This window comes from Phenylobacterium sp. (genome assembly GCF_004799515.1).
Classification (GTDB): Bacteria; Pseudomonadota; Alphaproteobacteria; order Caulobacterales; family Caulobacteraceae; genus Phenylobacterium.
Window position 1 is genome coordinate 39,814 of sequence record NZ_SSMX01000027.1, and the last position, 26,518, is coordinate 66,331.

Annotated in this window: 26 protein-coding genes and 1 tRNA gene; 19 read left to right on the plus strand and 8 right to left on the minus strand. The window is 70.0% G+C overall.

What is annotated here, in order from left to right; translation table 11 throughout:
* The first annotated feature begins 139 nt into the window (after window positions 1–139).
* Window positions 140–916, plus strand: a complete 777-nt coding sequence (locus tag E8A49_RS12065; RefSeq protein ID WP_366928815.1) for a response regulator transcription factor — start codon at window positions 140–142, stop codon at window positions 914–916.
* Window positions 897–2,264: a HAMP domain-containing sensor histidine kinase gene (locus E8A49_RS12070; protein ID WP_293381164.1), complete on the plus strand. Its 1,368-nt coding sequence runs from the start codon at window positions 897–899 to the stop codon at window positions 2,262–2,264. The genes E8A49_RS12065 and E8A49_RS12070 overlap by 20 nt, the downstream gene beginning before the upstream one ends.
* On the opposite strand, the gene E8A49_RS12075 is transcribed toward E8A49_RS12070, so the two are convergent.
* Entirely contained in the window at window positions 2,261–3,265 is a 1,005-nt protein-coding gene (locus tag E8A49_RS12075) for an aldo/keto reductase (protein ID WP_293381167.1), read from the minus strand. The genes E8A49_RS12070 and E8A49_RS12075 overlap by 4 nt on opposite strands.
* Before the next feature lie 230 nt (window positions 3,266–3,495).
* On the opposite strand from E8A49_RS12075, the gene E8A49_RS12080 reads away from it, so the two are divergent.
* The gene (locus E8A49_RS12080) at window positions 3,496–5,400 is read left to right on the plus strand and encodes a pyrroloquinoline quinone-dependent dehydrogenase (protein WP_293381170.1); all 1,905 of its coding nucleotides are present in this window, start codon (window positions 3,496–3,498) and stop codon (window positions 5,398–5,400) included.
* Here the strand turns inward: E8A49_RS12080 and E8A49_RS12085 are convergent.
* Window positions 5,397–5,759, minus strand: a complete 363-nt coding sequence (locus E8A49_RS12085) for a DUF4180 domain-containing protein (RefSeq protein ID WP_293381173.1) — start codon at window positions 5,757–5,759, stop codon at window positions 5,397–5,399. The two genes, E8A49_RS12080 and E8A49_RS12085, sit on opposite strands and share 4 nt — an antisense overlap.
* Window positions 5,760–5,761: 2 nt before the next feature.
* Window positions 5,762–6,220, minus strand: a complete 459-nt coding sequence (locus E8A49_RS12090; protein WP_293381176.1) for a helix-turn-helix domain-containing protein — start codon at window positions 6,218–6,220, stop codon at window positions 5,762–5,764.
* 108 nt (window positions 6,221–6,328) lie between these two features.
* Here E8A49_RS12090 and E8A49_RS12095 point away from each other — a divergent pair, with 108 nt between their 5' ends.
* Entirely contained in the window at window positions 6,329–7,600 is a 1,272-nt protein-coding gene (locus tag E8A49_RS12095; protein ID WP_293381179.1) for an amidohydrolase family protein, read from the plus strand.
* Window positions 7,597–8,085 (plus strand): hypothetical protein, encoded by a 489-nt coding sequence (locus E8A49_RS12100; protein WP_293381182.1) that lies wholly within the window; start codon window positions 7,597–7,599, stop codon window positions 8,083–8,085. Before E8A49_RS12095 ends, E8A49_RS12100 begins: the two co-directional genes overlap by 4 nt.
* A 123-nt stretch (window positions 8,086–8,208) precedes the next feature.
* On the opposite strand, the gene E8A49_RS12105 is transcribed toward E8A49_RS12100, so the two are convergent.
* Window positions 8,209–9,081 (minus strand): TauD/TfdA family dioxygenase, encoded by an 873-nt coding sequence (locus E8A49_RS12105; RefSeq protein ID WP_293381185.1) that lies wholly within the window; start codon window positions 9,079–9,081, stop codon window positions 8,209–8,211.
* 92 nt (window positions 9,082–9,173) lie between these two features.
* On the opposite strand from E8A49_RS12105, the gene cobS reads away from it, so the two are divergent.
* The 3 genes from cobS (at window position 9,174) to E8A49_RS12120 (ending at window position 11,772) form a co-directional block, all read left to right on the plus strand.
* The gene (cobS, locus tag E8A49_RS12110) at window positions 9,174–10,175 is read left to right on the plus strand and encodes a cobaltochelatase subunit CobS (protein WP_293381188.1); all 1,002 of its coding nucleotides are present in this window, start codon (window positions 9,174–9,176) and stop codon (window positions 10,173–10,175) included.
* 70 nt (window positions 10,176–10,245) lie between these two features.
* Window positions 10,246–10,497: a hypothetical protein gene (locus E8A49_RS12115; protein ID WP_293381191.1), complete on the plus strand. Its 252-nt coding sequence runs from the start codon at window positions 10,246–10,248 to the stop codon at window positions 10,495–10,497.
* Window positions 10,498–10,584: 87 nt separating this feature from the next.
* Window positions 10,585–11,772, plus strand: a complete 1,188-nt coding sequence (locus E8A49_RS12120; protein WP_293381194.1) for a DUF3089 domain-containing protein — start codon at window positions 10,585–10,587, stop codon at window positions 11,770–11,772.
* A gap of 69 nt (window positions 11,773–11,841) precedes the next feature.
* Here E8A49_RS12120 and E8A49_RS12125 read toward each other — a convergent pair whose 3' ends face one another.
* Window positions 11,842–12,021 carry a DUF1328 family protein gene (locus tag E8A49_RS12125; RefSeq protein ID WP_293381197.1) on the minus strand — a complete coding sequence of 60 codons (180 nt, stop codon included), beginning with the start codon at window positions 12,019–12,021 and terminating at the stop codon, window positions 11,842–11,844.
* Between the two features lie 193 nt (window positions 12,022–12,214).
* Between E8A49_RS12125 and cobT the strand changes: the two genes are divergently transcribed.
* The 3 genes from cobT to E8A49_RS12140 all read left to right on the plus strand — a co-directional run bounded on the left by cobT (window position 12,215) and on the right by E8A49_RS12140 (window position 16,517).
* Window positions 12,215–14,164: a cobaltochelatase subunit CobT gene (gene cobT / locus E8A49_RS12130; RefSeq protein WP_293381200.1), complete on the plus strand. Its 1,950-nt coding sequence runs from the start codon at window positions 12,215–12,217 to the stop codon at window positions 14,162–14,164.
* Window positions 14,165–14,221: 57 nt separating this feature from the next.
* Window positions 14,222–14,968 carry a dienelactone hydrolase family protein gene (locus tag E8A49_RS12135; RefSeq protein ID WP_293381203.1) on the plus strand — a complete coding sequence of 249 codons (747 nt, stop codon included), beginning with the start codon at window positions 14,222–14,224 and terminating at the stop codon, window positions 14,966–14,968.
* Window positions 14,969–15,071: 103 nt separating this feature from the next.
* Entirely contained in the window at window positions 15,072–16,517 is a 1,446-nt protein-coding gene (locus E8A49_RS12140; RefSeq protein WP_293381206.1) for a PEPxxWA-CTERM sorting domain-containing protein, read from the plus strand.
* Between the two features lie 78 nt (window positions 16,518–16,595).
* On the opposite strand, the gene rpmB is transcribed toward E8A49_RS12140, so the two are convergent.
* On the minus strand, window positions 16,596–16,895 hold the full coding sequence (rpmB, locus tag E8A49_RS12145) for a 50S ribosomal protein L28 (protein WP_293381209.1): 300 nt from the start codon (window positions 16,893–16,895) through the stop codon (window positions 16,596–16,598).
* Window positions 16,896–17,210: 315 nt separating this feature from the next.
* Between rpmB and mtnN the strand changes: the two genes are divergently transcribed.
* From mtnN to E8A49_RS12180, 7 genes are all read left to right on the plus strand, one after another.
* A complete protein-coding gene (mtnN, locus tag E8A49_RS12150; protein ID WP_293381212.1) occupies window positions 17,211–17,963 on the plus strand; it encodes a 5'-methylthioadenosine/S-adenosylhomocysteine nucleosidase in 753 nt (250 codons plus the stop codon).
* A gap of 12 nt (window positions 17,964–17,975) precedes the next feature.
* Window positions 17,976–18,398: a cytidine deaminase gene (gene cdd / locus E8A49_RS12155; protein WP_293381215.1), complete on the plus strand. Its 423-nt coding sequence runs from the start codon at window positions 17,976–17,978 to the stop codon at window positions 18,396–18,398.
* Between the two features lie 41 nt (window positions 18,399–18,439).
* Window positions 18,440–20,986, plus strand: coding sequence for a helicase-related protein (locus E8A49_RS12160; RefSeq protein WP_293381218.1), 2,547 nt, complete (start codon window positions 18,440–18,442; stop codon window positions 20,984–20,986).
* 10 nt (window positions 20,987–20,996) lie between these two features.
* Window positions 20,997–21,281, plus strand: coding sequence for an RNA-binding S4 domain-containing protein (locus tag E8A49_RS12165; protein ID WP_293381221.1), 285 nt, complete (start codon window positions 20,997–20,999; stop codon window positions 21,279–21,281).
* A gap of 107 nt (window positions 21,282–21,388) precedes the next feature.
* On the plus strand, window positions 21,389–21,730 hold the full coding sequence (fdxA, locus tag E8A49_RS12170; protein ID WP_293381224.1) for a ferredoxin FdxA: 342 nt from the start codon (window positions 21,389–21,391) through the stop codon (window positions 21,728–21,730).
* Window positions 21,731–22,047: 317 nt separating this feature from the next.
* The gene (locus E8A49_RS12175; protein WP_293381227.1) at window positions 22,048–22,557 is read left to right on the plus strand and encodes a CarD family transcriptional regulator; all 510 of its coding nucleotides are present in this window, start codon (window positions 22,048–22,050) and stop codon (window positions 22,555–22,557) included.
* A 125-nt stretch (window positions 22,558–22,682) separates the two neighbouring features.
* On the plus strand, window positions 22,683–23,714 hold the full coding sequence (locus E8A49_RS12180; protein ID WP_293381230.1) for a tetratricopeptide repeat-containing glycosyltransferase family protein: 1,032 nt from the start codon (window positions 22,683–22,685) through the stop codon (window positions 23,712–23,714).
* 9 nt (window positions 23,715–23,723) lie between these two features.
* On the opposite strand, the gene dctA is transcribed toward E8A49_RS12180, so the two are convergent.
* On the minus strand, window positions 23,724–25,019 hold the full coding sequence (gene dctA, locus E8A49_RS12185; RefSeq protein WP_293381495.1) for a C4-dicarboxylate transporter DctA: 1,296 nt from the start codon (window positions 25,017–25,019) through the stop codon (window positions 23,724–23,726).
* 101 nt (window positions 25,020–25,120) lie between these two features.
* Window positions 25,121–26,272 (minus strand): collagen-binding domain-containing protein, encoded by a 1,152-nt coding sequence (locus E8A49_RS12190; protein WP_293381233.1) that lies wholly within the window; start codon window positions 26,270–26,272, stop codon window positions 25,121–25,123.
* A gap of 151 nt (window positions 26,273–26,423) precedes the next feature.
* On the opposite strand from E8A49_RS12190, the gene E8A49_RS12195 reads away from it, so the two are divergent.
* A tRNA-Arg gene (locus E8A49_RS12195) sits at window positions 26,424–26,500 on the plus strand.
* Window positions 26,501–26,518 lie beyond the last annotated feature (18 nt).

Consider the following 26,518-nt stretch of genomic DNA (forward strand, 5'->3'; position numbering starts at 1 on the left):
ACGTCGCCGATATTTGACAGATCTATGACACCCTAGACACTGGTTTGAATTTATTGGTTATTTCGAGAACCGTCACATAAGCTACATCGATATTGAGATATCTCAACCTGACACGCGCTTGCCAGGCGGAAACGATCCGATGATGCTTCTCTCTTCGTCCGAGGCGGGCCGCCGCCCGCGCCGGGCGCGCCCGGCCGGCGCGACGCCCGCCCCGCAGTCCGCGCCCGCCGCCCTGCGCGTGCTGATCGTCGAGGACGACGTGGAGGCCGCGCAGCACATGGCCGACGACCTCGCCGCCCGCGGCATTGAAGCGGCGCTGGTCCACGACGGGCTGCAAGCGCTGGAGCCCGGCGTGGGCGACGGAGCCTTCGACGTGCTGATCGTCGACCGCATGCTGCCGGGCCGCGACGGCCTTTCGGTGCTGAAGGCGCTGCGCCAACGCGGCGTGGAGACCCCGGCCCTGTTCCTGACCGCCATGGGCGCGGTGGCCGACCGCGTCATGGGCCTTCAGGCCGGGGGCGACGACTATGTGGTCAAGCCGATCGATTCCGAGGAGCTGGCCGCCCGCGTGCAGGCCCTGGCGCGCCGGCGCGTCCGGCCCGCGGCCCCGGAGACCACGGCCCTCACCTGCGGCGACCTGGAGCTGGACCGGCTGCAGCGCAAGGTCCGCCGCGGCGGCCAGCCGATCGCGCTCTTGCCGCTGGAATACCGCCTCCTGGAATTCCTGCTGCTGAGCCGCGGCCAGCCGGTGACCCGCAAGATGCTGCTGGAGGAGGTCTGGGGCTTCCGCTTCGACCCGCGCACCAACATTGTCGAGACTCACATCAGCCGCCTGCGCGCCAAGCTGAGCGAGGGCGGCGCGGCGCCCCTGATCCACACCATCCGCGGAGCGGGCTATGTCATCCAGGACGTCTGAGCCGGCCGTCGGCCTGCTGCGCCGGACCTGGCGGCGCACCGGCGCCCGGGTGCTGACCCTGCAGGCGGTGGCCCTGGTGCTGGCCTTCGCCGTGGCCGGCGCGCTGGCCAGTCTCTCCATCCGCCAGATCAGCGAGCGGGCCTACCGCGCCGATGTGCTGGGCGAGATCGCCTCGCTGAACGACGAGGCGCTGCACAAGGGCGTGGGCCACCTGCCCTACACCGTCACCAAGCGTTTGCGGCTCTGGCACGGCTTCGAATACGGCATCTCCGGCGCAGGCGGCGCCTATCTGGCGGGCGACGCCAGCCTGGCGCGGCTCGGCCGCCCGGGCTGGACCCGGCGGGCGGCGGCCAAGGGCCTGGTCCTGGCCTACACCGAACCCCTGACCGGCGGCGGCTGGCTGACCGTGGGGCGCGACCTCTCCGCCGAGCAGCGGCAGATGCGGGAGCTCTCCGTCCTGCTCGCCCTCTGCGGCGCGGCGGGCGTCCTGATCTGCCTGGCGACCGCCTACCTGACCACCCGCTGGACCTGGCGGCGGCTGGACGAGCTCTCCGCGACGGCGGCCCTGGTGGCGGCGGGGCGGCTGGACGTCCGCGCGCCGGTGAAGAGCGCCACGGCCCCCGACGAGATGGACGACCTCAGCCTGGCGCTGAACCTGATGCTGGACCGGATCAGCCGGCTGGTGGACCAACTGCGCCGCGTGACCACCGACGTGGCCCACGACATGCGCCGGCCCATGACCCGCCTGCGTCAGAAGCTCGAACGGCTGGCTCGCACCGCCGAAGCGACGCCGGCGGTGGCCGCCGAGGTGCGCCGGCTCGACGCCGAGTTCATGGAGATCCTCCACACCTTCGACGCCCTCCTGCAGCTCGCCGAGATCGAGGGCAGCGCCGCGCCGGAGACCCTGATCGACCTCACCGAAGTGGCCGAGCGGGTGGCCGAGGCCCTGCGGCCGGATATCGAGGACTCCGGCCGGGCGCTGGACGCGCACATGGAGAAGGCCCGGGTGCGCGGCGACACCGACCTGGTGGCCCAGGCGCTCGCCAACCTCCTGGAAAATGCGCTGCGCCACACGCCGGCCGGCACGCGCATCGAGCTGGCGGTGGAGGAGAACGGCGGGGCGCCGAAGCTGGTGGTGCGCGACAACGGCCCAGGCATCGCGGCCGATCAACGCGACCTGGCGCTGGCCCCGCTGGGCCGGCTGGAGGCCAGCCGGAGCACCCCGGGTTCGGGCCTGGGCCTGGCCATCGCCTCGTCGGTGGCCACCTGGCACGGCGCGCGGCTGGAGCTGACCGACGCCGGCCCTGGCCTGGAGGTCTCGATCGCCTTCCCGGCCACGCGCCGCTAGGCGGCTTCCGCCTCGGCGGGCGTCAGCTCGGTGTCCACGGTGGCCTGCATGAAGGCCGGATAGCGCGGGCCGGCGACGGTGCGCTCGTTCACCAGGGCGTCGACCCGCCCGACCATCTCCGCCGACAGGGCTATCCCGGCCGCCGCGGCGTTCTCGCGCATGTGGTCGGGGCTGGTGGTGCCGGGGATCGAGACGATGGTCGGGTCCTTGGCCATCAGCCAGGCCAGGCACAGCTGGGCCGGCGTGCAAGGGACCTCCGCCGCCAGGGCCTCGAAGGCGGACAGCAGTTTCAGGTTGGCCGCGAACGCCTCGCCCTGGAAGCGTGGCATGGCGATCCGCATGTCGCCCTCCTGGAACGCCGCCGGATCGCGCGCGCCGCCGGCCAGGAAGCCGCGGCCGACTGGCGAGAAGGCCACCAGCGTCGTCCCCAGTTCGTGGCAGGCGTCGATCAGCGCGATCTCCGGATTGCGGGTCCAGGGCGAATATTCGTTCTGCACCGCGGCGATCGGATGGACGGCGTGGGCGCGCCGCAGGGTCGGGCCGGAGACCTCCGACAGGCCGATGGTCCTGATCTTGCCCTCCGCCACCAGGTCGGCGAGCGCGCCGACGCTGTCCTCGATCGGCACGCGCTTGTCCCAGCGGTGCAGGTAGTAGAGGTCGATGACCTCGGTCTTCAGCCGCTTCAGGCTGCGCTCGCAGGTGTCCTTGATGTTGGCGGGACTGCCGTCGATCCGGCGTTCGTCGCCCACGGTGAGGCCGCACTTGGACGCCAGCACGATCTCGTTCCGGTGCGGCCCCAGCACCTCGCCCACCAGGGTCTCGTTGTGGCCCACGCCATAGACCGCGGCGGTGTCGAAGAAGGTGTAGCCGGCGTCGAGCGCGCCCTTCAGCACCTCTTCGGCCCGCGCGCGCGGCGCGGCCGGGCCGTAACCGTGGGAGAGGCTCATGCACCCCAGGCCGATGGCCGAGACCTCGAACGGGCCGATGCTGCGGGTTTCCATGGACGCGCCTTCCGTGATGCTGCTGCGGGGCAGAAACGGATTGGCCGGCGCCGCGTCAAGCCTGACGTCCTGACCGGCCACCGCTGGCCCCTCACGGTCCGCCGTCTGTCCCAGGGCGGACCTCGGACAACCCGCCGGCCCCGCCGCTTGTCCCTGGGCGCTGGCGGAGCGGCGAGGCAGGATGATCCTGCGCCAGCCGGACGGAGCCCGGCCTCAAGGAGCGTTTCGACATGCGTAAGGGGATCTGGCTGGCCGGCGCGGCGGCGGCGCTGTTGGCGGGCGCGGCGACCGCCGACGAATGGGGCGCCTATGGGCGCGATCCGCAGGGGACCCGCTTCTCGCCGCTCACCCAGATCAATGCGGGCAATGTCGCCAGCCTGAAGCCGGCCTGGACCTTCCACACCGGCGACATCTCCGACGGCAAGGCCAAGGGCGGCGGCCCGCGCAGCGGCTTCGAGACCACGCCCCTGATGCTGGACGGGCGGCTCTATCTGACGACGCCGTTCAACCGGGTGATCGCCCTCGATCCCGCCACGGGCCGGCAGCTCTGGGCCTTCGATCCCAGGCTCGACCGCGCCAAGCCCTATGGCGACGGCCTGATCAACCGGGGGCTGGCGGCCTGGCGGGCCGGCAAGGGCGGCGTCTGCGCCCTGCGGCTCTACGAAGCGACGCTGGACGCGCGGCTGGTCTCGGTGGACGCCGCCACCGGCAAGCCCTGCGCGGACTTCGGCCAGGGCGGCGAAGTCTCGCTGCGCGACGTCGCCCGCTACGCGCCCGGCCCGTACCACATGACCTCGCCGCCGATCGTGGTGGACGGCGTCGTAGTGGTGGGCTCGGCCATCGACGACAATGCGCGCGCCGACATGCCGGATGGCGTGGTCCGCGGCTTCGACGCCCGCAGCGGCAAGCTCATCTGGTCGTGGGAGCCGATCGCCAAGCCCAAGGACGTGGCCGACAAGGACTGGAAGACCGGCGCCGGCAACGCCTGGTCGGTGCTGAGCGCCGACCCCAAGCGCCATCTGGTCTATGTGCCGACCGGCAGCGCCAGCCCCGATTACTGGGGCGGCCTTAGGCCCGGCGACAACCGCTGGGCCAATTCGGTGGTGGCGCTGGACGCGCGCACCGGCAAGCTCTCCTGGGGCTTCCAGCTCGTGCACCACGACCTGTGGGACTACGACACCGCCGCCGCCCCGCTCGCCACCGCCCTGACGCTCAAGGGCAAGGCGACGCCCGTGGTCATCGCCGGCAACAAGACCGGCATGGTCTTCGTGCTCGATCCGGCGACCGGCAAGCCGGTGCTGCCGGTCGAGGAACGGCCCGTGCCGCAGAGCACCCTCTATGGCGAGAAGAGCTCGCCCACCCAGCCCTTCCCGACCACCGTCCCGCCGCTGATCCCGCAGAGCCAGGGGCCGGAGGCGGTCGGCGGGCTCACCGACGCCGACCGCAAGTTCTGCGCCGAGACCATCGCCGGCCTCTCAGGCCACGCGATGTTCAGCCCGCCCAGCGAGCAGGGGATCCTGGCGATCCCGGGCAATGTCGGCGGGATCAACTGGAGCGGCTTCGCCTGGGACGCCGCGCACGGCTGGCTGATCGTCTCGGTCACCAACCTGCCCGCCAAGGTGCGGATGATCGCGGCCAAGGACTTCGTGAAGGGCGACCACGGCGATCTGCGGGCCGAGACTACGATGCAGGTGGGCACGCCCTTCGCCATGAGCCGCGACTTCCTGCGCGGGCCCTCCGGCCTGCCCTGCGTCAAGCCGCCGTTCGGCGAGCTGATGGCCGTCGATCTGGCGGCGGGCAAGATCGTCTGGCGCTCGCCCCTCGGATCGTTGGAGGAGCTCGCGCCGGACGTGGGCATCGGCAAGATCGCGCCGGGCTCCATTGTGCTGGGCGGTCCGATCGTCACGGCGGGCGGCCTGATCTTCCAGGGCGGCACCATGGACAAGACCCTGCGCGCCTTCTCCGTCGCCGACGGCAAGCTGCTCTGGAGCGGCGCCCTGCCCGCCAGCGCCCACGCCACGCCGATGACCTACGAAGCCGGCGGCAAGCAGTACGTGGTGGTCGCGGCCGGCGGCTCGGCCAAGATCGACGAGGAGGTGCAGGGCGACGCGGTGGTGGCCTACGCCCTGCCCTAGCCCGTGAGCTTCGCCGCCAGCGCCTCCAGGTCGTCCACGAACCACACCGTCTGGCCTCGATTGGACTCCCGGATGAAGTCGCGCAGCGGGGCGCTCCGCGCCTGGGCGGCCGAGATGTCGCCCAAGATCGCCACATGGACACGGTAGTTGACCAGCTTCTGCAGCACCTCGCCCGCCACGCCCGACGACAACTTCAGGAAGTCCGGGCCGAGCCGCGCCAGCGGGATGGCGACGACGCGGACGCTCAGGCTGAAAAGGTCCCCGATCAGGCCGCTCAGTTCGTGATTGTCCGCAAGCGACGGCCCTTCGTCCGCGCAGACATAGACCGGCCGACCGCAGATGTTGCGGACTTCACCCATGGTCAGTCCTCGCTGAGCGCCTGGACCATCTTGAGCATGGCCGCGGTGTCGGCGGGCGAGCCCACGATGATCACCTTCAGGCTGCGGCGCGCCGGGTCGTAGGCCACGTCGATGCTCATCAGGTCGGGATGGGCGTCCTGGCCCATGCGCGCGCTGGGCAGCAGCCGCGCCAGGCGCTGGGCGACCTCCGGGCCGATGTTCGGCATGTCGACGATGCTGGTGACCCGGATCTCCGAAGGCCCTTCGCGCGTGGACAGCGTCGCGCCGCCGGTCTCGTGGGAGATGCGGTAGTCGCCCGACGGGACGCCGGTCATCGCCTCCATCTGGCTGCGCAGGATGCGGTAGGACTTGCCGACCTTGACCGCGCGCAGCCGGCCGTCGCGGATGAACCGCAGCACGGTCTTGGGATGCAGCTTCAGCCGTTCGGCGAACTGCTCCACGGTGTAGACTTCTTCCGACATGGAGAGTCGGGGCTCCGCGTTCATAATCCTTATTGTTCCCTATCACTCCCCATCAAGGAGTCAATTGCGTTGAAAACAGCCTTATTGGGAACAATTGCCGCATTTGGCTTGGCCGGCGCTGCGGCTGCGGCGGAGGCGCCCAGCCGCTATCTGCTGGAGCCCGCGGCGGTCTGGACGGCCGGCGAGGCCCAGCCGCATGCCGGCTGGGTGGTCGCCGTCGAGGGCGAAAAGATCGTGGGCGTGGGCCCGAAGGCCGAGGTCAAGGCGCCGGCCGGCGCCCAGGTGATCTTCCTGCCCGGCCTGACGCTCACGCCCGGCCTGATCGAGCTGCACTCGCACCTCCTGCTGCACGCCTACAACGAGGTGGTCTGGGACGATCAGGTGCTGAAGGAGCCGCCGACCTACCGGGTGCTGCGCGCCGGACGCGACGCCACGCGCACCCTGATGAGCGGCTTCACCACCGAGCGCGATCTGGGCACCGAGGGCGCGGCCGACGCCGACGTGCAGCTGAAGCGCGCCATCAACGAGGGCATCCTCGCCGGGCCGCGCCTGTTCGTCGCCACCCGCGCCATCGTCGCCACCGGCAGCTACGGCCCCAAGAAGGGCTTCCGCGCCGACATGGACCTGCCGCAGGGCGCCCAGGAGGTCTCCGGCGAAGCCGAGATGATGAAGGCGGTGCGCGAGCAGGCGGCCATGGGCGCCGACTGGATCAAGCTCTACGCCGACTACCGCACCGGCCCGAACGGCGAGACCAAGCCCACGCTCACCGAGGAGGAGATGGCCGCCGCGGTGAAGGTGGCCCACGCCTCCGGCCGCCCGGTCGCCGTCCACGCCGCCAGCGACGAGGGCATCCACAACGCCGTGGTCGCCGGCGTCGACACCATCGAGCACGGCTATGGCGCGAGCGAAGCCACCTTTCGACTGATGAAGCAGAAGGGGATCGCCTACATCCCGACCCTCACCGCGCCCGAAGCGACCTCGATCTACTTCCAGCACTACGTCCCCGGGCAGACGCCGCCGACGCCGGCGATAACCGCCGCGGCCGAGGCGTTCAAGCGGGCGCTGGCCGTGGGCGTCACCATCGGCGCGGGCTCCGACGTCGGCGTCTTCCCGCACGGGGAAAGCTGGCGCGAGATCGCCTGGATGGTGAAGGACGGCATGACGCCCAGCCAGGCGCTCACCGCCGCCACCCAGACCAACGCGAAGATCCTCGGCCGCGAGGCCTCGCTGGGCGAGGTCAAGGCCGGCTACCTCGCCGACCTCGCCGCCTTCCAGGGCGATCCGACTAAGGACATCGCGGTCCTGAAGGACGTCCGCTTCGTCATGAAGGGCGGCAAGGTCTACCGCACGCCCGCCACCGCCGCCGGAGAGCATCCATGACCACCGTCACCGTCGAGCACACCCCCCACGAACGGCTCGCCGAGCGCGAGAAGGCCGGCCCGCACACCACCAAGGCCGAGCTGAACAGTCTGAACGGCAAGATCGCCGTCCTGATCACCAATGCTGTTGGCACCATGTGGTGCGCCTACGCCTTCACCCTTCTCGCCCTGATCAGCCTGCCCGAGGCCATCAAGGCCGGCACCGCGGCCCTGGTCGCCTGGATCGCCCAGACCTTCCTGCAACTGGTCCTGCTGTCTGTGATCATGGTGGGCCAGAAGGTCTCCGCCGCCGCCTCCGACAAGCAGGCCCTGCAGACCTACAAGGACGCCGAGGCCCTCTTGAAGATCCAGGACGACGTCCACCGCCTGATCAAGCTCAACAACGAACTCACCGCCCAGATCCACGCGGCGACGTGCAAGGGCGACCCGGCGCCGGTGGCGGCGGCGAAGGCGTCCGCAAAGCCCCGGACGCCGCGGAAGACTTGAGGCGCAGCGCAGTTGCTCCCCCCGCTGAGGGGAGCTGTCAGCGAAGCTGACTGAGGGGGTCTTCAACCACCGTGGATGACCCCCTCCGGCGCGACGCGCCGCCTCCCCCGAAAGGGGAGGACCTTAGACCGGCGTGTCGCCCTTCACCGTCGTACGGTGCATCAGGCGCAGGTGGCCGTCGTAGCCGCCCTCGGCGAAGTGCATGGTGCAGCGGTTGTCCCACATCAGCAGCGTCTGCTCGCGCCAGCGGTGGCGATAGACGAAGGCCTCCTGCGTCAGGTGGGCGAACAGGAAGCCGAGGATCGCCTTGGCCTCGGGCTCGGTCAGGCCCTCGATCCCCACGGTGTAGACCGGCGAGACGAAGAGCGCCTTTCGGCCCGTCACCGGATGGGTGCGCACCAGGGGATGGCTGAGTGACCCGTCCGCCTCTTCCGAGACCATGATCTGCAAGGTGCGCTTGGCGGTCTCGCGGGCGAAGACGCCGCTGGTCCCGTAAGCCTGTCGCGCCGAATGGATGGCCCTGAGCGGCGCCAGCATGGCCTGCATCGTGGGCGACAGGGACTCGTAGGCGCGGGTGGCGTCCACGAACAGGGTGTCGCCACCCACCGGCGGGACGACCTTGGCATGCAGCAGGGTGGCGGCGGGCGGCTCGGCCTGGAAGCTCCAGTCGGAATGCCAGCCGGCGCCGAAGTTGGTCGCCGTCTCGTCCGGCTCGCGGCGCAGCTCCAGGACGTTGGGGTGGCCGGGCATCGGCGCGATGTAGGGATCGACGCCGAAGCCGCCCATCGCCTGCGTGAACGCCTCCTGCGCCTCCAGGCTCAAGGGCTGGTCGGGGAAGGCCACGACCCCGTGCGCGGCCCAGGCGCCCTTCACCTCGGCCAGCGCCTCAGCCGGCAGCGGGCGCGACAGGTCGAGGCCGCTGATCTCGGCCCCGAAGCCGGAGGCCTGCGGTGTGACCTCGATGCAGCGGTAGGCCGCCTCCTGTTCCTTCAGCATCGCCTCACCTCCCGGCGCCTCTGGCGGACGCACTCTTCCTTATGAAACACCCGTTTGCTTCCGTCCCGGCAAGCCTGTAATCGACGCCCGTCATGACCGCCTTCGACACCCAAGACGACAAGCTGCTGACCCTGGTCCCGGATCACGAGGTCAACGCCCGCGAGACCTTTGGCGTGGACTTCGACATGAAGGCGCCGGCCTTCAAGGAGCGCGACAGCCACGTCCCCGACCTCGACGAGAACTACAAGTTCGACCCCGAGACCACGCGCGCCCTGATCGCCGGCTTCGCCCACGACCGCCGCGTGATGGTCCAGGGCTATCACGGCACCGGCAAGTCGACGCACATCGAGCAGGTGGCCGCGCGGCTGAACTGGCCGCTGGTCCGGGTGAACCTCGACAGCCACGTCAGCCGCATCGACCTGGTTGGCAAGGACGCCATCGTCCTGAAGGACGGCAAGCAGGTCACCGAATTCCGCGAGGGCATGCTGCCCTGGGCGATCCAGCGGCCCATCGCGCTCGTCTTCGACGAATACGACGCCGGCCGCCCGGACGTGATGTTCGTGATCCAGCGGGTTCTGGAGGCGCAGGGCAAGCTGACCCTGCTGGACCAGAACCGGGTGATCCGCCCGAACCCCTGGTTCCGGCTGTTCTCGACCACCAACACCATCGGCCTGGGCGACACGACCGGGCTCTATCACGGCACCCAGCAGATCAACCAAGGCCAGATGGACCGCTGGTCGATCGTCACCACGCTGAACTACCTGGCCCACGACGTGGAGGCCGAGATCGTGCTGGCCAAGGCGCCGACCTACAACACCGCCGACGGCCGCCGCACGATCAACGCCATGGTCCGCGTCGCCGACATGACCCGCAACGCCTTCATGAACGGCGACATCTCCACGGTCATGAGCCCGCGGACGGTGATCACCTGGGCCCAGAACGCCGAGATCTTCGGCGGCGACATCGCGCTCGGCTTCCGGATGACCTTCCTGAACAAGTGCGACGAGCTGGAACGCGGCACCGTCGCCGAGTTCTTCCAGCGTGCGTTTGGCCAGGACCTGCCGGAGAGCACGGCGCGGGTGCGGGTGGCCTAGGGGTCGGGTGAAAGCGGCCGTCGCCAGTCTGACGCTCGACGGGATATCCTCAGGCGGGGATCGCTTTCCCGTGACCCTGCAAATAGGCGCGCCTTACCACTGCAACACCGGCGAATGGGCGTGTCCGGTCGATCTTTCGCTTTACGAAGGCCTGTCGGATATCCGGGGCGAGGATTCATACCAGGCGCTCTGCCTGGCGATCCGCTTCGCTCAAAATCTTCTTCAGGGCTTCGTCGACGACGGAGGGAAACTACTCGTGGGCGGGGAGCCATTTCCCATCGAAGCCTATGGCTTCAAGTCGCCCCCGATTTCGCCGCGATAGCGCCGCCTGAAATGGCTGGACGACGCAGCCTTAGGCGAGCCAATCTCTAGACAAATCTGTCTAATAAATTCGAGGGGGATGACGACCATGACTAGGATCATGCTGGCCGCGACGGCTGTGGGCGCGACGCTGATGCTGAGCGCGGGGGCGGCGGCCGCCCAAACCGCTGAGGGGAACGCGCCGGCGCCGAAGAACGACTACGCCAAGCCCGAGACCTGGCTCTGCCGGCCGGACAAGGCGGCGAACAATTACTGCAACGTCGACCTCTCCACGACCATCGTGAAGGCCGACGGCGGCGAGACGACCGAGGCCTACAAGGCCGATCCGAAGGCTGGAATCGACTGCTTCTACGTCTACCCGACGGTCTCCAACGACCCCGGCGTCATCAGCGGCATGACGCCGACCGCCGCCGAGATCAACGTGGTCAAGGCGCAGTTCGCGCGGCTGGGCGCCAAGTGCCGGCTGTATGCGCCGATGTACCGCCAGTTCACGCTGACCGCCCTGCGCGCCGCGCAGTCCGGCCATCCGATGCCGGGCGGGCGGCCGACCACCGGCTATGACGACGTGGTCGACGCCTGGAACTACTACCTGGCGCACGACAACCATGGCCGCGGCGTGGTCCTGGTGGGCCACAGCCAGGGCTCGGGCGTGCTGACCCAGCTGATCAGCAAGGAGATCGACGGCAAGCCGGTGGAGAAGAAGGTGGTCTCCGCCATCCTGATGGGCACCCGCCTGCCGGTCGACAACGGCAAGGACACCGGGCTCTTCAAGGACTTCCCGCTCTGCAAGTCGCCCGGCCAGACCCAATGCGCCGTCGCCTATTCCAGCTTCCGCGACACCATCCCGCCGCCGGCCAACAGCCTGTTCGGCAAGGCGCCCTCCGACAGCCAGTTCGCGGCCTGCGTGAACCCTGCGGCGGTGGGCGGCGGCAAGGCCGAGCTGCACGCCTACCTCTCGAACGGCGCGCAGATCGTCAATTCGGGCGCCCAGTCCACCTGGGTGAAGGGCAAGCCGAACCCCTCGACGCCCTTCGTCTCCGTCCCCGGCCTGCTCACCGGCGAATGTGTCAAGAAGAACGGCTTCTCCTACCTGGAAGTCCACGTGAACGCCGTGCCCGGCGGCCCGCGCACCGAGACCATCGCCGGCGACGTGATCCAGAACGGCCAGGTCAACGCCGCCTGGGGCCTGCACCTGATCGACGCCAACCTGGAGATGGGGAACATCGTCGACCTGGTGGGCGCGGAAGCGAAGGCCTATCTGGCGAAGACGAAGTAGCCGCTCAAGAAAAAGCGCCCGCTCCGGATCCGGGGCGGGCGCTCTCCAACGCAGTCCTGAGACGGCCGGCTAGCCGCCGGTGATCTTCTTGCCGGCCATGAAGCCCAGCACCAGGAACACCAGGAAGCCGACCAGGAACAGGAAGAACAGGATTTTGGCGACGTCGGCCGCCGCGCCCGCGACCCCGCCGAAGCCCAGGCCGCCGGCGATCAGGGCGACGACGGCGAAGATCAAAGCCCACCGAAGCATCGTTCTCTCTCCAAAGGGAACCCGCCTTGCGCGGGCCATAATTCCCCAACGCAGGCTTGGCCGTGGCGTTCCGATGGGAGGACCGTCATCACAACATCTCTCCGTCATCCTCCGGCTGGCCGAAGGATGACGCCGTGGTGAAGGCCGGATTCCTGTTTCGCGCGCCCGCCCGCGTGATCTAAGACACCCCCCGATGGCCAAGAACCCGGAAAGTCCGCTGGAGCCCTTCAAGCGCGCGCTGGTCAACGCCACGCGCTCGCTGGCGGAATCCCCGGACCTGGAGATCGTCTATTCCGGCGAGGGCCCGCTGCTCAGCGGCAACCGCGCGGTGCTGCCGCATCCGCCGCGCGACCTCACCGAGACCGACGCGGCGCGCATCCGCGGCATGGCCGACCAGATGGCCCTGCGCATCGCCCACCATGACCCCGCCGCTCACGCCAAGACCCGGCCCGCCTCGGCGCTCGGCCAGCCGATCTATGATGGCGTCGAGCAGGCAAGGCTCGAGGCCATCGGCGCGAATGCGCTGGGCGGGGTGCGCGAGAACCTGAAGGCCGTCCACGAGCAGGCCTGGGCCAAGCGCGGCTTCAACCAGATCGAGGCCCTGGCCAATCCGCCCTATGGCGAGATCGTCAGCCTGATGGTCCGCGAGCGGCTGACCGGGGAGAAGCCGCCGGCCATGGCCCGGCCCCTGGTCGACCTGTTCCGGGACGAGATCGAGGCCAAGGCGGGCCCCGACCTCGACCGGCTGTCCGAGGCCGTGGAGGACCAGAAGGCCTACGCCCGCATCGCGCGCGCCATCATCCGCGACCTGAAGATGGGCGACGACCTCTCCGACGCCCCAGACCAGCCCGACGACGAGGACGGCAAGAGCGAAGAGGGCGAGCCCGACGCCAGCGACGAGAACGACGAGGGCGACGGCGAGGGCCAGTCCCCGCAGCAGGCCTCCATGGACGACAGCGAGGCGAGCCACCGCGAAAGCGAGGACGCCGACAGCCAGATGATGCAGGCGGAGGACGATCCCAACGCCGAGGATTCCGACGAGCCGCCGGAGATGGGCGAAGGCGACCAGCCCGCGCGCCCCGACCTGAAGGGCGAGGGCAAGGCCGTCACCTACAAGGTCTTCACCACCGCCCACGACGAGATCGTCGCCGCCGAGGAGCTGTGCGACGCCGAGGAGCTGACGCGCCTGCGCGCCTACCTCGACCAGCAGCTCGCCAGCCTGTCCAACGTCGTCAGCCGCCTGGCCAACCGCCTGCAGAGGAAGCTGCTGGCCCAGCAGAACCGCTCCTGGTCGTTCGACCTGGAGGAAGGCATCCTGGACGTCGCGCGCCTGACCCGGGTGATCGTCGACCCGACCGCGCCGCTCAGCTTCAAGGAAGAGCAGGACACCGAGTTCCGCGACACCGTGGTCTCGATCCTGATCGACAACTCCGGGTCGATGCGCGGGCGCCCTATCATGGTGGCGGCCGTCTGCGCCGATATCCTGGCGCGCACGCTGGAGCGCTGCGGCGTCAAGACCGAGATCCTGGGCTTCACGACCCGGGCCTGGAAGGGCGGCTCCTCGCGCGAGGACTGGCTGAAGGCCGGCAAGCCGCCGCAGCCCGGCCGCCTGAACGACCTGCGCCACATCATCTACAAGGCCGCCGACGCGCCCTGGCGGCGCGCCCGGCGCAACCTCGGCCTGATGATGCGCGAGGGCCTCCTGAAGGAGAACATCGACGGCGAGGCCTTGATGTGGGCGCACCAGCGGCTGATCGGCCGCCCGGAAGCCCGGCGCATCCTGATGGTCATCTCCGACGGCGCGCCGGTGGACGACTCCACCCTGTCGGTGAACTCCGGCCACTACCTGGAGCGCCACCTGCGCGAGGTGATCGCCGAGATCGAGGGCAAGAGCCCGGTGCAGCTGATCGCCATCGGCATCGGCCACGATGTCACCCGCTACTACCGCCGCGCCGTCACCATCGTCGACGTGGAGCAGCTGGCCGGGGCGATCACCGACCAGCTGGCCGAGCTCTTCGAGGAAGAGCCGCGCAAGCTCACCCGCCGCAACGCGGGCCTGCTCGAGCCGCCGCCCAACACCCAGGGGCCCTCAGGCCCCGCCCGCCGCTCCACCTTCAAGGAGGTGCGTCGAGCGGTGGCGTGAGGCGCGGCCCCCGGGTCGCGCGGCTGAAGACCAAGATCCGATACCGGGAGAGACCGCATGAAGACCGACGTCGCCATCCCCACGCCCGAAGGCGAAGCCCGCGCCTTCGTCTTCACGCCCAACGCCGGCGAAGGCCCTTGGCCGGCGGTGATCCTCTATATGGACGCCCCCGCGATCCGGCCTGCGATGTTCGAGATGGGCGAGCGGCTGGCCGAGGCGGGCTACTATGTCCTGCTGCCCGACGTCTTCTGGCGCGCCGCGCCCTATCCGCCGCTCGACATCCGCAAGGCCTTCGGCGGCGACCCGGAGATGGCCGCGCTGTTCGCCAGGCTCCGGGCCTCCACCGACGCCGAAAAGCAGATGGCCGACACCAAGGCCTATCTCGACTGGCTGACCCATCAGCCGCAGGCGATCGCCGACCGCGTGGGCGTCACCGGCTACTGCATGGGCGGCGGCATCGCCCTGCGCGCCGCGGGGACCTTCCCCGACCGCATCGCGGCCGCGGCCTCCTTCCACGGCGGCAACCTGGCCACCGACGAGGACAACAGCCCGCATAAGCTCGCGCCGCGGATGAAGGCCACGATCCTGGTGGCCGGCGCCGACGAGGACCGCCACTTCGACGAGGCCCAGTGCGAGCGCCTCGACGCCGCCTTGGAAGACGCCGGCCTCGACGCCGAGGTCTCGATCTGGAAGGGCCTGAAGCACGGCTGGGTGCCCACCGACATGCCGGTGCACGACGCCGCCGGCGCCGAGCGGCACTGGCAGGCGCTGGTCGCGCTGTTCGACCGGACGTTGAAGGCCTAGCCGCCGCTTCCCCTCACAGGGGTATAGTTAAAAAACCGTCATAAGCCCCGCCTAGCCTCGCTCGATTTCCGTTGGGTTATCGTCATCTAGGGGCTTGAGACACATGAAGCGTATCACGTCGGTATTGTTGCTATTGGCTGGAACGGCGCTGGCCGGAGCGGCCCAGGCCCAGGTTTTCGTTCCTGGGAACCTGGTGGTGAGCGTGGAAGGTAACGGCGTCGAGGGCGCCACGAGCGGCCCCTACACCGACAACCAGGCCGCCCCGCTCACGCTCTTCCAGTTCAGCCACAACGGCACCGCGAGCGCGACCTACCAAAGCGCCCTGGTGCTGCCGCAGACCGCCTCCGGCGCGAACCACGCCATCTCCGGCGAGTATGGCTCGTCCTCCGAGGGCGGCCTGCAGCTCACCGGAAACGGCCGGGACCTGGTGATCGCCGGCTATGGCGTCAACGCGGCCACCTTCAACGCGGATCCGGGCAGCTTCGGCGGCGTGGCCGGCAACAAGGCGCTGGCGCAGTCCGCCGCCGCCGACGTGCCGCGGGTCATCGCCGTGATCGGCGCCAACGGCAGCGTCAACATGACCACGGCCCTGACCAACGTCTTCGACCAGAACAACCCGCGCAGCGTGGCGTCGTACGACGGGACGTCGTTCTACATCTCCGGCCAGGGCACGGGCACCGACCAGACGGGCGGGGTGTTCTTCGCCACCCTGGGCGCCAACTCGGCCACGCCGATCACCGGCGACGACACCATGGCCAAGAGCAGCTCGAAGACCGACGACGCCACCCAGGACACCCGCGCGGTGCGGATCGTCGACGGCCAGCTGGTCGTCGCCACCGACAGCAAGGGCGGCAAGAACAACGCCCGCTCCTATGTCGGCACGGTCGGGACCGGTCTGCCCACCACCGACCTCAACGCCGGCCCCACCATGCTGCCGGGCTTCGGCAACACCGGCGGGACGGGCAAGGAGACCATCAGCTTCGCCACCGGCAACGGGGTCAACGTGCCGACCGCGAGCTCGGCCAACGTCACGGTCAACCTGAGCCCGAACGACTTCTTCTACGCCGACGCCAACACCCTCTACGTGACCGACAGCGGCAATCCGAAGAACGACTCCACCGTCAGCAGCGGCACATCGATCGGCGACGGCGGCCTGCAGAAGTGGGTGCGCAATCCGACGACCGGGGTCTGGTCGCTCGAGTACACCCTGGCGGCGGGCCTGGACCTGGTGCCGAACACGGACACCTCCGGCACCACGGGCCTGCTCAGCCTGACGGGCGAAGTGTACAACGGCCAGGTCGAACTGTTCGCCACCAGCTACACCATCGGCGACACCGACCCGTCCTTCCTCTTCGGGATCACCGACAGCCTGTCCGCCACGAGCGGCGCGGGCGAGAAGTTCACCGAACTCGCCGAGGCCCCGGCCGACTCGACCTTCAAGGGCGTGGCCTTCGCCCCGATCCCGGAGCCCGCGACCTGGGCGCTGATGCTGGCGGGCTTTGGCCTGGCCGGCGCGACGCTGCGCCGTCGCCGCTCCGCCCTGGCCTAGACGCGCCGAGGCGACAAAGAGAAAGGGCCGCTGTCACCAGCGGCCCTTTTTCATGTCTTGCGATCCGCTCGGAAGCGATCAGGCCGCCTGGGCCTGCTCGGCGAGCTTGGCCTTCAGCTGGCGCTTGATCTTCAGCGCGCGGGCCGAGAGGTCCTCGTCGCTGGCCTTCAGCAGGAACGGGTCGAGGCCGCCCTTGAAGTCGAGCGTGCGCAGGGCCGCATTGGTCACGCGCAGCTTGAAGGTCTGGCCCAGCGCCTCGGACTGCAGGCTGGCGGGCGACAGCGCCGGCAGGAAGCGGCGCTTGGTCTTGATGTTCGAGTGGCTCACGTTGTGGCCGACCATCGGGCCGACACCGGTGAGTTCGCAACGACGCGACATGGGAAGAATACCTTCGCGAAAACAGGATCGCCGCGGGCCGGGCCCGCGCGAGAGCGGGCGATATAGAGGAAGGCCGGCCTCCGCGTCAAGGCGAGGCGGCGCGGGGCGCGTCAGAACCTGCGCTTTCCGGGGCGGAAAGCTTGGCCGTCTTGTGCCGCAAGAGCTTTGCTATACAATATGTTGCGGTGAACAAAGGCTGAATCGAGCGAGGTCGCTGATTCGGTCCTGATTCGTTGCGGCCGTGTTCCCGCGGCCGATTTGCCGCTAGACCAGCCCCTCATCGCGTCACCGGTTCAAACGGCGAAGAGGCCAACCGTGTACGGCATCCTGTGCGCCACGATCGAGGAACTGACCGCGTTGAAGGCGCGCCTCGACGTCGAGGCCGAGCCCGAGCGCCACGGGCCGACGCGCGTCTGGCGCGGCCGCTTCGAGGGCCGGCCCCTGGTGCTGGCGCAGGCTGGTATCGGCAAGGTCAACGCCGCGGCCGCCGCCACCCTGCTGCTCAGCCTGTTCGAGGCCAAGACCCTGATCTTCTCCGGCGTGGCCGGCGGGCTCGATCCCGACCTGCCAGTGGGCGCCCTGCTACTCGCGGACCGCCTGGCGATCCACGATTACGGCGTGGTGGCGCAAGGCCGCCTGACCTCCACCGCCTCGGGCCAGATCCCGCTGGGCGCGCCAGAGCTGGAGAGCCTGGCGCCGGTCCCGCCGCCGGTCGCCGAGACCCTGGCGCGGCTGGCCGAGGCGCTGGGCCCTGAGGCCGACGGGCCGGTGCGCCTGGGCGGCGTCATCACCGCCGACTACTTCCTGAACTGCGCCGAGACCCGCGACAGCCTGCACGCCCGCTTCGCCGCCCAGGCCATCGACATGGAGTCGGGCGCGGTGAACCAAGTGGCCGAGGCCTGGGGCGCGCCGCTCTACGTCATCCGCACCCTCTCCGACTTGGCCGGCGAGGAGAGCCACGTCTCCTATCCGCAGATGGCCCAGATGGCGGCGCACAACTCGGCGCTCGCGGTCATGGCGCTCCTGCCCCTGCTGGCGGCGATGGACGGCGATGAGGCGCGCCCCTAGACCTATCGTCCGATGACCGACGCCGCCCAGATCACTGGCAAGATCGCCGACAAGCTGCGCGCCCTCCTGCCCCGGGCGCACGCGCCCTACTCCGGCGTTCAGGTCGCCTGCGCCGTGCAGGGCGCGGACGGGACCACCCACCTGGGCGTCAACGTCGAGAACGCCGCCTATCCGCAAGGCCTCTGCGCCGAGGCCAGCGCCATCGCGGCGGCGGTGACGGGCGGGACCGCCGCGCTCACCCGCGTCTACCTGGCCTCGTCCCTGCCCGGCCCGATCTGGCCTTGCGGCGGCTGCCGCCAGAAGATCTTCGAGTTCGCCGCCGAAGGCTGCGAGGTGGTCAGCCTGGGGGCGGACGGCGCGGTCGAACGCCAAACGATCGAGCAGCTGCTGCCCCTGGGCTTCCGCCTGGACCCCGCGCGCGTCCGCCGCGCCTAGCGACGCTTGCCCGACTCCCGTCGCGCCCCCAAATTCACTCCATGAGCGACCGGCCCGCTGGCAAGGCGCCGTCCCGATTGGTGGCGGTGCTGGGACCTACCAACACCGGCAAGACGCACCTGGCGGTCGAGCGCATGCTGGGCCACGCCTCGGGCATGATCGGGCTGCCGCTGCGCCTGCTGGCCCGGGAGATCTACGACCGCATCGTCAAGCTGCGCGGCCCCCGCGCCGTGGCCCTGATCACCGGCGAGGAGAAGATCGTCCCGCCCCGGCCGCACTATTTCGTCTGCACCGTCGAGGCCATGCCGCTGTCGCGCGAGGTCGAGTTCCTGGCGGTGGACGAGATCCAGCTCTGCGCCGACCCGGAGCGCGGCCACGTCTTCACCCACCGCCTGCTGCACGCCCGCGGGACGGCGGAGACCATGCTGCTGGGCGCCGGGACCATGGCGCCCCTGGTCCGCCGCCTGCTGCCGCACGCCGAGATCGTCACCCGCGAGCGGTTCTCCAGCCTGACCTATGCGGGGCCGAAGAAGCTGACCCGCCTGCCGCGCCGCTCGGCGGTCGTGGCGTTCAGCGCCGACCAGGTCTACGCCATCGCCGAGCTGATCCGCCGCCAGCGCGGCGGGGCGGCCGTGGTGATGGGCTCGCTCAGCCCCCGCACCCGCAACGCCCAGGTCGCCCTCTACCAGTCCGGCGAGGTGGACTTCCTGGTGGCCACCGACGCCATCGGCATGGGCCTGAACATGGACGTCGACCATGTGGCCTTCGCCGGCCTGCGCAAGTTCGACGGCAAGCGCACGCGTTTCCTCTATCCGCAGGAGGTGGGCCAGATCGCCGGCCGCGCCGGCCGCTACCAGCGCGACGGGACCTTCGGCGTCACCGGCGAGGCGGAGGACATGGACGAGGACCTGGTCCAGGCGGTCCAGGAGCACCGCTTCGAGCCGGTCACCGGCGCGGAGTGGCGCAACCCCAAGCTCGACTTCGCCGCCTTGCCTAACCTGATGGCGTCCCTGGCCAAGCTGCCCGAGCGCGAGGGGCTGAAGCTGTCCGCCGAGGCGCTGGACGAGACCATCCTGCGCCGCCTCGCCCAGGACCCGGAGGTGGCCGAGCGGGCGCGCGGTCGCGCCGCCCTGGAGATCCTCTGGGAGTGCTGCCAGACGCCCGACTTCCGCAAGGTGGCGATGGAGGAGCACGCCAGCCTGGCCAAGGCCTTCTTCCTCGACCTGACGTCGCGGACCGGCCGCGTGCCGGAGGACTGGATCGCCCAGCAGTACAAGCACCTCGACCGCGTCGACGGCGAGATCGACACCCTGGCCGCGCGGCTCTCCAGCGTGCGCACCCTGGCCTATGTCGCCAACCGCCCCGACTGGCTGGTCGATCCCGCCGGCTGGCAGGGCCGGATGCGCCAGCTGGAGGACCGGCTCTCCGACACCCTGCACGAGAAGCTGATGGCCCGCTTCGTCGACCGGCGGACCAGCGCGCTGATGCGCGGCCTGCGGGTGCGCCAGGACATGCTGGCCGGCGTCGCCGACGACGGGGCGGTGACCGTCGAGGGCTATGTCGTGGGCAAGCTGACCGGCGTGCGCTTCGAGGCCGCGCAGGGGTCCTCGGTGCTGGAGGAAAAGGCGCTCAGGGCCGCGGCGACCCATGCGGTGGGCCCGGAAATCGCCCGGCGACTTGGCAAGTTGGCCGCCGAGCCGGACGAGGCCTTCGCGCTCACCCCCGACGGGGCGGTGCTGTGGCGTGGCGAGACGGCGGGCGTGCTGATGGGCGGCGAGCCGTTCAAGCCCCGCGTGGGCCTGCTGGGCGAGCTGGGCCACGAGGCCGCCCGCCAGCGCGCCGCGCACCGGCTGGAGGCCTTCGTCGCCGGCGAGGCGGGGCGCAGGCTGGCCGGGCTGAAGAAACTCGAAGCCGCGGTGGCCGACGGCCGGATCAAGGGCCTGGCCCGCGGCCTCGCCTTCCGGCTGATCGAGGGCGGCGGCGTCCTCGACCGCGCCGTGGTGCGCGCCGAGGTCCGCGCGCTCAGCCAGGTGGAGCGCCGCATGCTGCGCGGCCTGGGCGTCCGGCTGGGCGCGTTCTCGATCTACATGCCCGCCCTGCTGCAGCCGGAGGCCCGCGCGCTGACCCAGGCCCTGGCGGCGCGCGAGGTCCCCGGCTGGCGGCCGCGGAGCGACGCGGTGAGCCGCCTGCCCGCCCCGCCGCCCTCGCCCCGCGCGCTCGCCGCCTTCGGCCTGCGCGCCGTCCGCGGCCTGGCCGCGCCGGTGGAGCAGCTGGAGCGGCTGGACGAGCTGTTGCGCGCCGGTCCCCGGCAGAACGGCGGGGCGGACCTCTCCGACCAGGCCCGCGAGGACCTGGGCTGGAGCCCGGACGAGGCCCGCGCCATCCTGAAGGGCCTGGGTTTCGCCGAGGTGAAGCGCGCCGGCGAGCCCTCGACCTGGCGGCGCCGCTTCGAGCGCGAGTTCGCGGTGGAGAAGAAGCCGCCGGCCGCGCCGCATTCGCCCTTCGCCGCCCTGGCCGCCCTGCGCGGCGAGGCCGCACCCGCGCCCCGCCCGCGCCGGCGCAAGCGCCGCGCGCAGGGCCGCCCGTGAGGGGCGGCGCGTGAGCGAGGAAGCCTGCCGCTGCGATGTCTGGCTCTGGCGCGCGCGCTTCTTCAAGACCCGCTCGCTGGCGGCGAAGTTCATCGACGAGGGCCGCGTGCGCCTGACCCGCGCCGACCAGGAAAGCCGCCTCGACAAGCCGGCCCGGCCGGTGAAGGTCGGCGACAGCCTGGTCTTCGCCCTGGGCGGCCGGCTGACCGCGATCAGGGTCGAGGCGCTCGGCGAACGGCGCGGTCCGCCGGCCGAGGCCAGGGGTCTCTATTCGCCTTTGGAGGCCTCTTCGTGAGGCCGAACGGCCACGCGGCATTGACAAGCGCCCGGCGTGCCTTGAAAAACCCGCGCCTTCCTCTCAGGTAAGCTCGACCCCAAGGACATCGGAGTACCGACCGCGCCATGACCTACATCGTGATGGACCCCTGCATCAAATGTAAGTTCATGGACTGCGTGGAGGTGTGCCCGGTCGACTGCTTCTACGAGGGCGAGAATTTCCTGGCGATCAATCCGGACGAATGCATCGACTGCGGGGTCTGCGAACCGGAGTGCCCGGTGGACGCCATCAAGCCCGACACCGAGGACGACGCCGACGGCAAGTGGCTGCGGATCAATTCCGAATATTCGAAAGTGTGGCCCAACATTACGGTAAAGGGCGAAGCCCCCGCCGACGCCGAAGCCTTCGAGCGCGAGACCGGCAAGCTTGAGAAATACTTCTCCGAAAAGCCCGGCCGCGGCTCCTGACGCTAGGGAAGTCCGCACGGCCCAGCCTTAGCTCGCGCCGGGCAAGCCTTTCATTCGGCTTAATTTTATGATACCGTTATTGCTGACGTGGCGACAAGGGCCCCCGGCCTGCCCGTCGTCTTAAAGAAACGCCGATCCGGCGCAGATCCGAAAGGAACGGCTCCGGCGAAAGGCGAAGGGTGTCTTAAGAGGTCGACTTCCGTCCGAAACGAAGGTCCAGCCGCGCCGATCTCGCGGAGCGGGTCGCTTTGTCGTTGGACGGAACATGTCATGGGTCCGCGCTTTGTCCGGCCCCGGAACTTATGAGAGGGTTTTCCATGAGCAAGAACGGTCACGATTTCTCGGTTGGCGATCACGTCGTCTACCCGGCCCATGGCGTGGGCAGCGTACAGGGGATCGAAACTCAAGAAGTCGCCGGTCTGAAGCTCGAGGTCTATGTGATCACTTTCGATCACGAGAAGATGACGCTGCGCGTGCCGACCGCCAAGGCGCGCACCGCGGGCCTACGCCCGCTGGCCGAGACCAATGTGGTCTCCCAGGCGCTGACCACGCTGAAGGGCCGCGCGCGGGTGAAGCGCACCATGTGGTCGCGCCGCGCCCAGGAATACGAAGCCAAGATCAACTCCGGCGACCTGATCTCCATCGCCGAGGTGGTGCGCGACCTGCACCGCGCCGAGAATCAGCCGGAGCAGTCCTACTCTGAGCGCCAGCTCTATGAGAGCGCGCTGGACCGCATGGCCCGCGAAGTCGCCGCCATCGAGCGCATCGACCGCGACGCGGCCATCGGCATCCTCAACAAGTCGCTGGTGAAGGCCGTCGCCGCCTAAGGCGCGCGCCGGACGACCAACCTTACGAGACGCCCAGGTCCGCCTGGGCGTTTTCGTTTGCCCTCCGTTTTCCTTGCCCGTGCAGGGTGACAGGCCCGGCCGGCGCCCGTAACACATCGCCGGCCATGGAAGAGACGTTCCAGCAAGGGATCGCCCTGCACCGCGAGGGCCGCCTCGAGGAGGCCGAGGCGATCTACCGCCAGCTCGTCGATTGGCGGCCGGCCGTGCTGCACAATCTGGGCGTGATCCTGCGCATCACCGGGCGCCTGGACGAGGCCGAGACCGTCCTGCGCCGCGCCATCGCGGCCAATCCCACCGGCCTGCAGAGCCGCTACACCCTGGGCATGACCCTGCTGCAGGCGGGCAAGTACGCCGAGGGCTGGGTCCACTACGAGACCCGCTTCCAGCTCCTGCCCAAGCCGCCGTCGCCGCCACTGCCGGACTGGCGCGGCGAAAGCCTGGCCGGCAAGCGGCTGGTTGTGGTGGGCGAGCAGGGATTGGGCGACCAGATTCTCTTGTCGCGCTTCGTGGGCATGACCGGCGCCGACGAAGTCGCCTTCGCCTGCGCCCGGCCGCTGGTGCGCCTGCTGTCGGCCCTGCCGGTCGAGGCGTTCAATCCCCGCCAGAGCTGGGACGAAGGCGGCGGCGGCGACTGCTGGACCTATCTGGGCCAGATCCCGCGCTGGCTGGAGCTGGGGCCGCGGGACGCGCCCGCGCCCTACCTGCCCTGCCCGCAGCGGCCCGTGTCCGGCGCCGGCCTGATGCTGGAGGGTGCGCCCGGGAACGGCAACAACGCCCGCCGCCTGCCCAGCCTCGCGGTGGCCGCCGCCATCCGCGATCTGGCCCCCTTCGTCGACCTCAATCCCGAGGCGAGCGGGGCGCGCGACTTCGCCGACACCGCCGAGACCGTGGCCGGCCTGGAGCGGGTGGTCAGTGTCGACACCTCCGTGGCGCACCTGGCCGGCGCCATGGGCAAGCCCTGCTGGGTGATGGCGCCCGCCGTGGCCATCGACTGGTGGACGAGTTGGAAGGACGACCGTTCGGCCTGGTACCCCTCGGTGCGGGTGGTCCGCCAGCGCCAGCCGGGCGACTGGGCCGGCGTCGTCGCCGACCTGACCGGGGTGCTCGCCCAGCCTGCCGCCCAGGCCGCCGGCTAGTCCGCCAACCTAGTCCGCGGGGGCGCCCGCCAGCACGGCCTCAGGCTCCGGCAGAGGCCCGCGGTCCAGCTCCGCCCGCAGCCGGTCGCGGTCGAGGTCGCCCTCCCAGCCGGCGATCACCAGGGCGCCCACGCCGTTGCCCACGAAGTTGGTCAGCGCCCGGCAGGCGCTCATGAACCGGTCGACCCCCACCAGCAAGGCCAAGGAGGCGATCGGCAGGTCCGGGATCACCGCCAGGGTGGCGGCGAGCGTGATGAAGCCCGCCCCCGAGACGCCGCTTGCGCCCTTCGACGTCAGCATGGCCACGCCCAGCAGGCTCAGCTCCTGCTGCCAGGTCAGGTGGATGTTGGTCGCTTGCGCCAGGAACAGGGTCGCCAGCGTCATGTAGATGTTGGTGCCGTCCAGGTTGAACGAATAGCCGGTGGGCACCACCAGGCCGACGGTGGTCTTGCCCGCGCCCAGCCGCTGCAGCTTGGCGATGATCAGCGGCAGGGCGGCTTCCGACGACGACGCGCCCAGCACGATCAAGAGCTCGTCGCGGATGTAGGCCAGGAACTTCAGGATCGAGAAGCCGGAGAACCGCGCGATCGCCCCCAGCACGATCAGCACGAACAGAACGCTGGTCAGGTAGAAGGTTCCCACCAGGGCCCCCAGGTTGACCAGCGAGGCCACTCCGAACTTGCCGATGGTGAAGGCCATGGCTCCAAAGGCCGCCACCGGCGCCAGGCGCACGATCACCCCGATGATGCCGAAGAACAGCTGGGCGATGTCCTCCAGCACATCGGCGGTCCGCTCGCCGAACGCGCCCAGGCGCGTGCAGGCGAAGCCGGTCAGGATGGCGATCAGCAGCACCTGCAGGAGGTCGCCGCCGGCGAAGGCCCCGACGAAGGTGTCGGGGATCAGGTTCATCAGGTAGTCGACCAGCCCCTGGGCGTGCGCCGCCTTGGCCGCATAGGCCGCGCCGACCTTCGGATCGAGGCTGGCCGGGTCGATGTTGAAGCCCGCGCCCGGATGGACCAGCTCCCCCACCAGGAGGCCGATGCCCAGCGCGAAGGTCGAGACCACCTCGAAATAGATCAGGGTGCGCGCGCCGAGCCGGCCGAAGGCCTTCAGGTCGCCCATGCGCGCGATGCCGCCGGCCACCGTGCAGAAGATCACCGGCGCCACGGCCATCTTGATCAGCTTGACGAACGCATCGCCCAGCGGCTTCAGCGCGGCGCCGAACGCCGGCCACAGCGCGCCGACCAGGAGACCCAGCGCCACGCCGACCAGCACCTGAACCCAGAGCTGGCGAAGATGTCTCAGGAAACCCATGCGCCCGACTCGTCCACCTGGGCGTCCGCCCCCGGAGGTTCAGGCTTAAGGCGCAAGGCCCCTGCGGGCAATCGCGCGCGGGCGTCGGGACCTCAGGCGGCGGCGAACGCCCTGCGGCGGCGCAGGATCGCGCCCAGGCCTGCGAAGCCCGTGAGCATCAGCGCCCAGGCCGACGGCTCGGGCACGCTCGCACCGATGTCGATCCCGGCGAAGGTTCCCAGGTGCACCTCACCGCCTTGGGTGAAGTCCTTGGCCACCAGCGTGCCTTCGATGGGGCTGTGGTTGGTGACGTCGGAGGTCGGGGCCAGGACGGAGCCGTCCATCTGGGTGTTGAAGTCGAGGGTGCTGGCGCCCTCGAAGTTCCAGATCACATAGGGGTTTTCGGCGGAGTTGTTGTCGTTGAAGTTGAAGGTGAAATTGCCTGCGCCGGTGACGTTGATGATCGTGGTCAGATAGCCGCTGCCCACTGTCGGCAGGTTGAAGATCAGGTTCTTGAAGCTCTCGAGCTCGGTGGCGCTGACGTCGATCACCGCATAGCCCGCGCCGCCGTTGGTCGCCTTGAGGACGGTGTTGTTCGGGTCGGCGGTGTTGAAGCCGCTGCCAGCCGTGGGGCCGAGCGCGGCGAGGGTCTTGGCGAGGGCCTTCACGTCGGCGGTGATGGTCGCCGTCTCGCCCGGCAGGGCGTTGAGGTCCGCGGAGAAGCCGCCGCCCTGCCCGCCATGGACGTCCGAGCCCGTGGGATGGCTGTTGCCGCCCAACGAGCCGCCGGCCAGGATGGTCGCGCCGCCCGCGCCATTCGTCAGGCCGATGCTGCCGCCGACGATCAGCTCGCTGTTGCTGGCGTTCAGGTTCACCGTGCCCGCGTTGCCGCCGATCAGCGCGCCCGAGGGCGTGATCTCATTGGCGACGCCGCCATTCGGGCCGTTGTTGATGTTGATGTTCCCGGTGGCGTTGCCGCCGACGGTGAGCGTCGGATGGCTCGACGCCTTGAAGCCGCGGCCCGCGGTCGAGCGGCCGTTGCCGAACGTGCCGCCATTGCTCAGGTTGCCGCCGATATAGGCCTTGCCCTCGACGTCCTGGCCGCCGCTCATATTGCCCAACACGATCAGGTTGAGCTCGCGCAGGTCCTCCAGCCCGGCGGCGGCGCTGCCCCCAGCGGCGGCCGGCGTCGCCGCGAAGGCGGCGGCCGACAGGGCGGCAACAGAGGCGAACGCCGCGAAGCGCGGCGAGGACGCGATGGTCATGAAGAGATCCCCGGACGAGATAACAAGCTATGCCTTAACCATACCGCAGCGGCAATCGCGCTCCCCTGTAGCGGGAATTGTTGCAGCCTCGGCGGCCGGAACGCGAAACCCTTGGCGCCGCGAAGCGCCCATGGCATCCGTCGCGCCGCGTGGCCCGGTAGCTCAGCCGGATAGAGCAGGGCTTTCCTAAAGCCAAGGTCGGGGGTTCGAGTCCCTCCCGGGCCGCCATGCGAGAGCCTCGAACGG

Coding starts and splice junctions, on each gene's coding strand:
- E8A49_RS12065 (WP_366928815.1), top strand. CDS start 140: ATGATGCTTCTCTCTTCGTCCGAGGCGGGCCGCCGCCCGCGCCGGGCG.
- E8A49_RS12070 (WP_293381164.1), top strand. CDS start 897: ATGTCATCCAGGACGTCTGAGCCGGCCGTCGGCCTGCTGCGCCGGACC.
- E8A49_RS12075 (WP_293381167.1), bottom strand. CDS start 3,265: ATGGAAACCCGCAGCATCGGCCCGTTCGAGGTCTCGGCCATCGGCCTG.
- E8A49_RS12080 (WP_293381170.1), top strand. CDS start 3,496: ATGCGTAAGGGGATCTGGCTGGCCGGCGCGGCGGCGGCGCTGTTGGCG.
- E8A49_RS12085 (WP_293381173.1), bottom strand. CDS start 5,759: ATGGGTGAAGTCCGCAACATCTGCGGTCGGCCGGTCTATGTCTGCGCG.
- E8A49_RS12090 (WP_293381176.1), bottom strand. CDS start 6,220: ATGTCGGAAGAAGTCTACACCGTGGAGCAGTTCGCCGAACGGCTGAAG.
- E8A49_RS12100 (WP_293381182.1), top strand. CDS start 7,597: ATGACCACCGTCACCGTCGAGCACACCCCCCACGAACGGCTCGCCGAG.
- E8A49_RS12105 (WP_293381185.1), bottom strand. CDS start 9,081: ATGCTGAAGGAACAGGAGGCGGCCTACCGCTGCATCGAGGTCACACCG.
- cobS (WP_293381188.1), top strand. CDS start 9,174: ATGACCGCCTTCGACACCCAAGACGACAAGCTGCTGACCCTGGTCCCG.
- E8A49_RS12120 (WP_293381194.1), top strand. CDS start 10,585: ATGACTAGGATCATGCTGGCCGCGACGGCTGTGGGCGCGACGCTGATG.
- E8A49_RS12125 (WP_293381197.1), bottom strand. CDS start 12,021: ATGCTTCGGTGGGCTTTGATCTTCGCCGTCGTCGCCCTGATCGCCGGC.
- cobT (WP_293381200.1), top strand. CDS start 12,215: ATGGCCAAGAACCCGGAAAGTCCGCTGGAGCCCTTCAAGCGCGCGCTG.
- E8A49_RS12135 (WP_293381203.1), top strand. CDS start 14,222: ATGAAGACCGACGTCGCCATCCCCACGCCCGAAGGCGAAGCCCGCGCC.
- E8A49_RS12140 (WP_293381206.1), top strand. CDS start 15,072: ATGAAGCGTATCACGTCGGTATTGTTGCTATTGGCTGGAACGGCGCTG.
- rpmB (WP_293381209.1), bottom strand. CDS start 16,895: ATGTCGCGTCGTTGCGAACTCACCGGTGTCGGCCCGATGGTCGGCCAC.
- cdd (WP_293381215.1), top strand. CDS start 17,976: ATGACCGACGCCGCCCAGATCACTGGCAAGATCGCCGACAAGCTGCGC.
- E8A49_RS12160 (WP_293381218.1), top strand. CDS start 18,440: ATGAGCGACCGGCCCGCTGGCAAGGCGCCGTCCCGATTGGTGGCGGTG.
- fdxA (WP_293381224.1), top strand. CDS start 21,389: ATGACCTACATCGTGATGGACCCCTGCATCAAATGTAAGTTCATGGAC.
- E8A49_RS12175 (WP_293381227.1), top strand. CDS start 22,048: ATGAGCAAGAACGGTCACGATTTCTCGGTTGGCGATCACGTCGTCTAC.
- E8A49_RS12180 (WP_293381230.1), top strand. CDS start 22,683: ATGGAAGAGACGTTCCAGCAAGGGATCGCCCTGCACCGCGAGGGCCGC.
- E8A49_RS12190 (WP_293381233.1), bottom strand. CDS start 26,272: ATGACCATCGCGTCCTCGCCGCGCTTCGCGGCGTTCGCCTCTGTTGCC.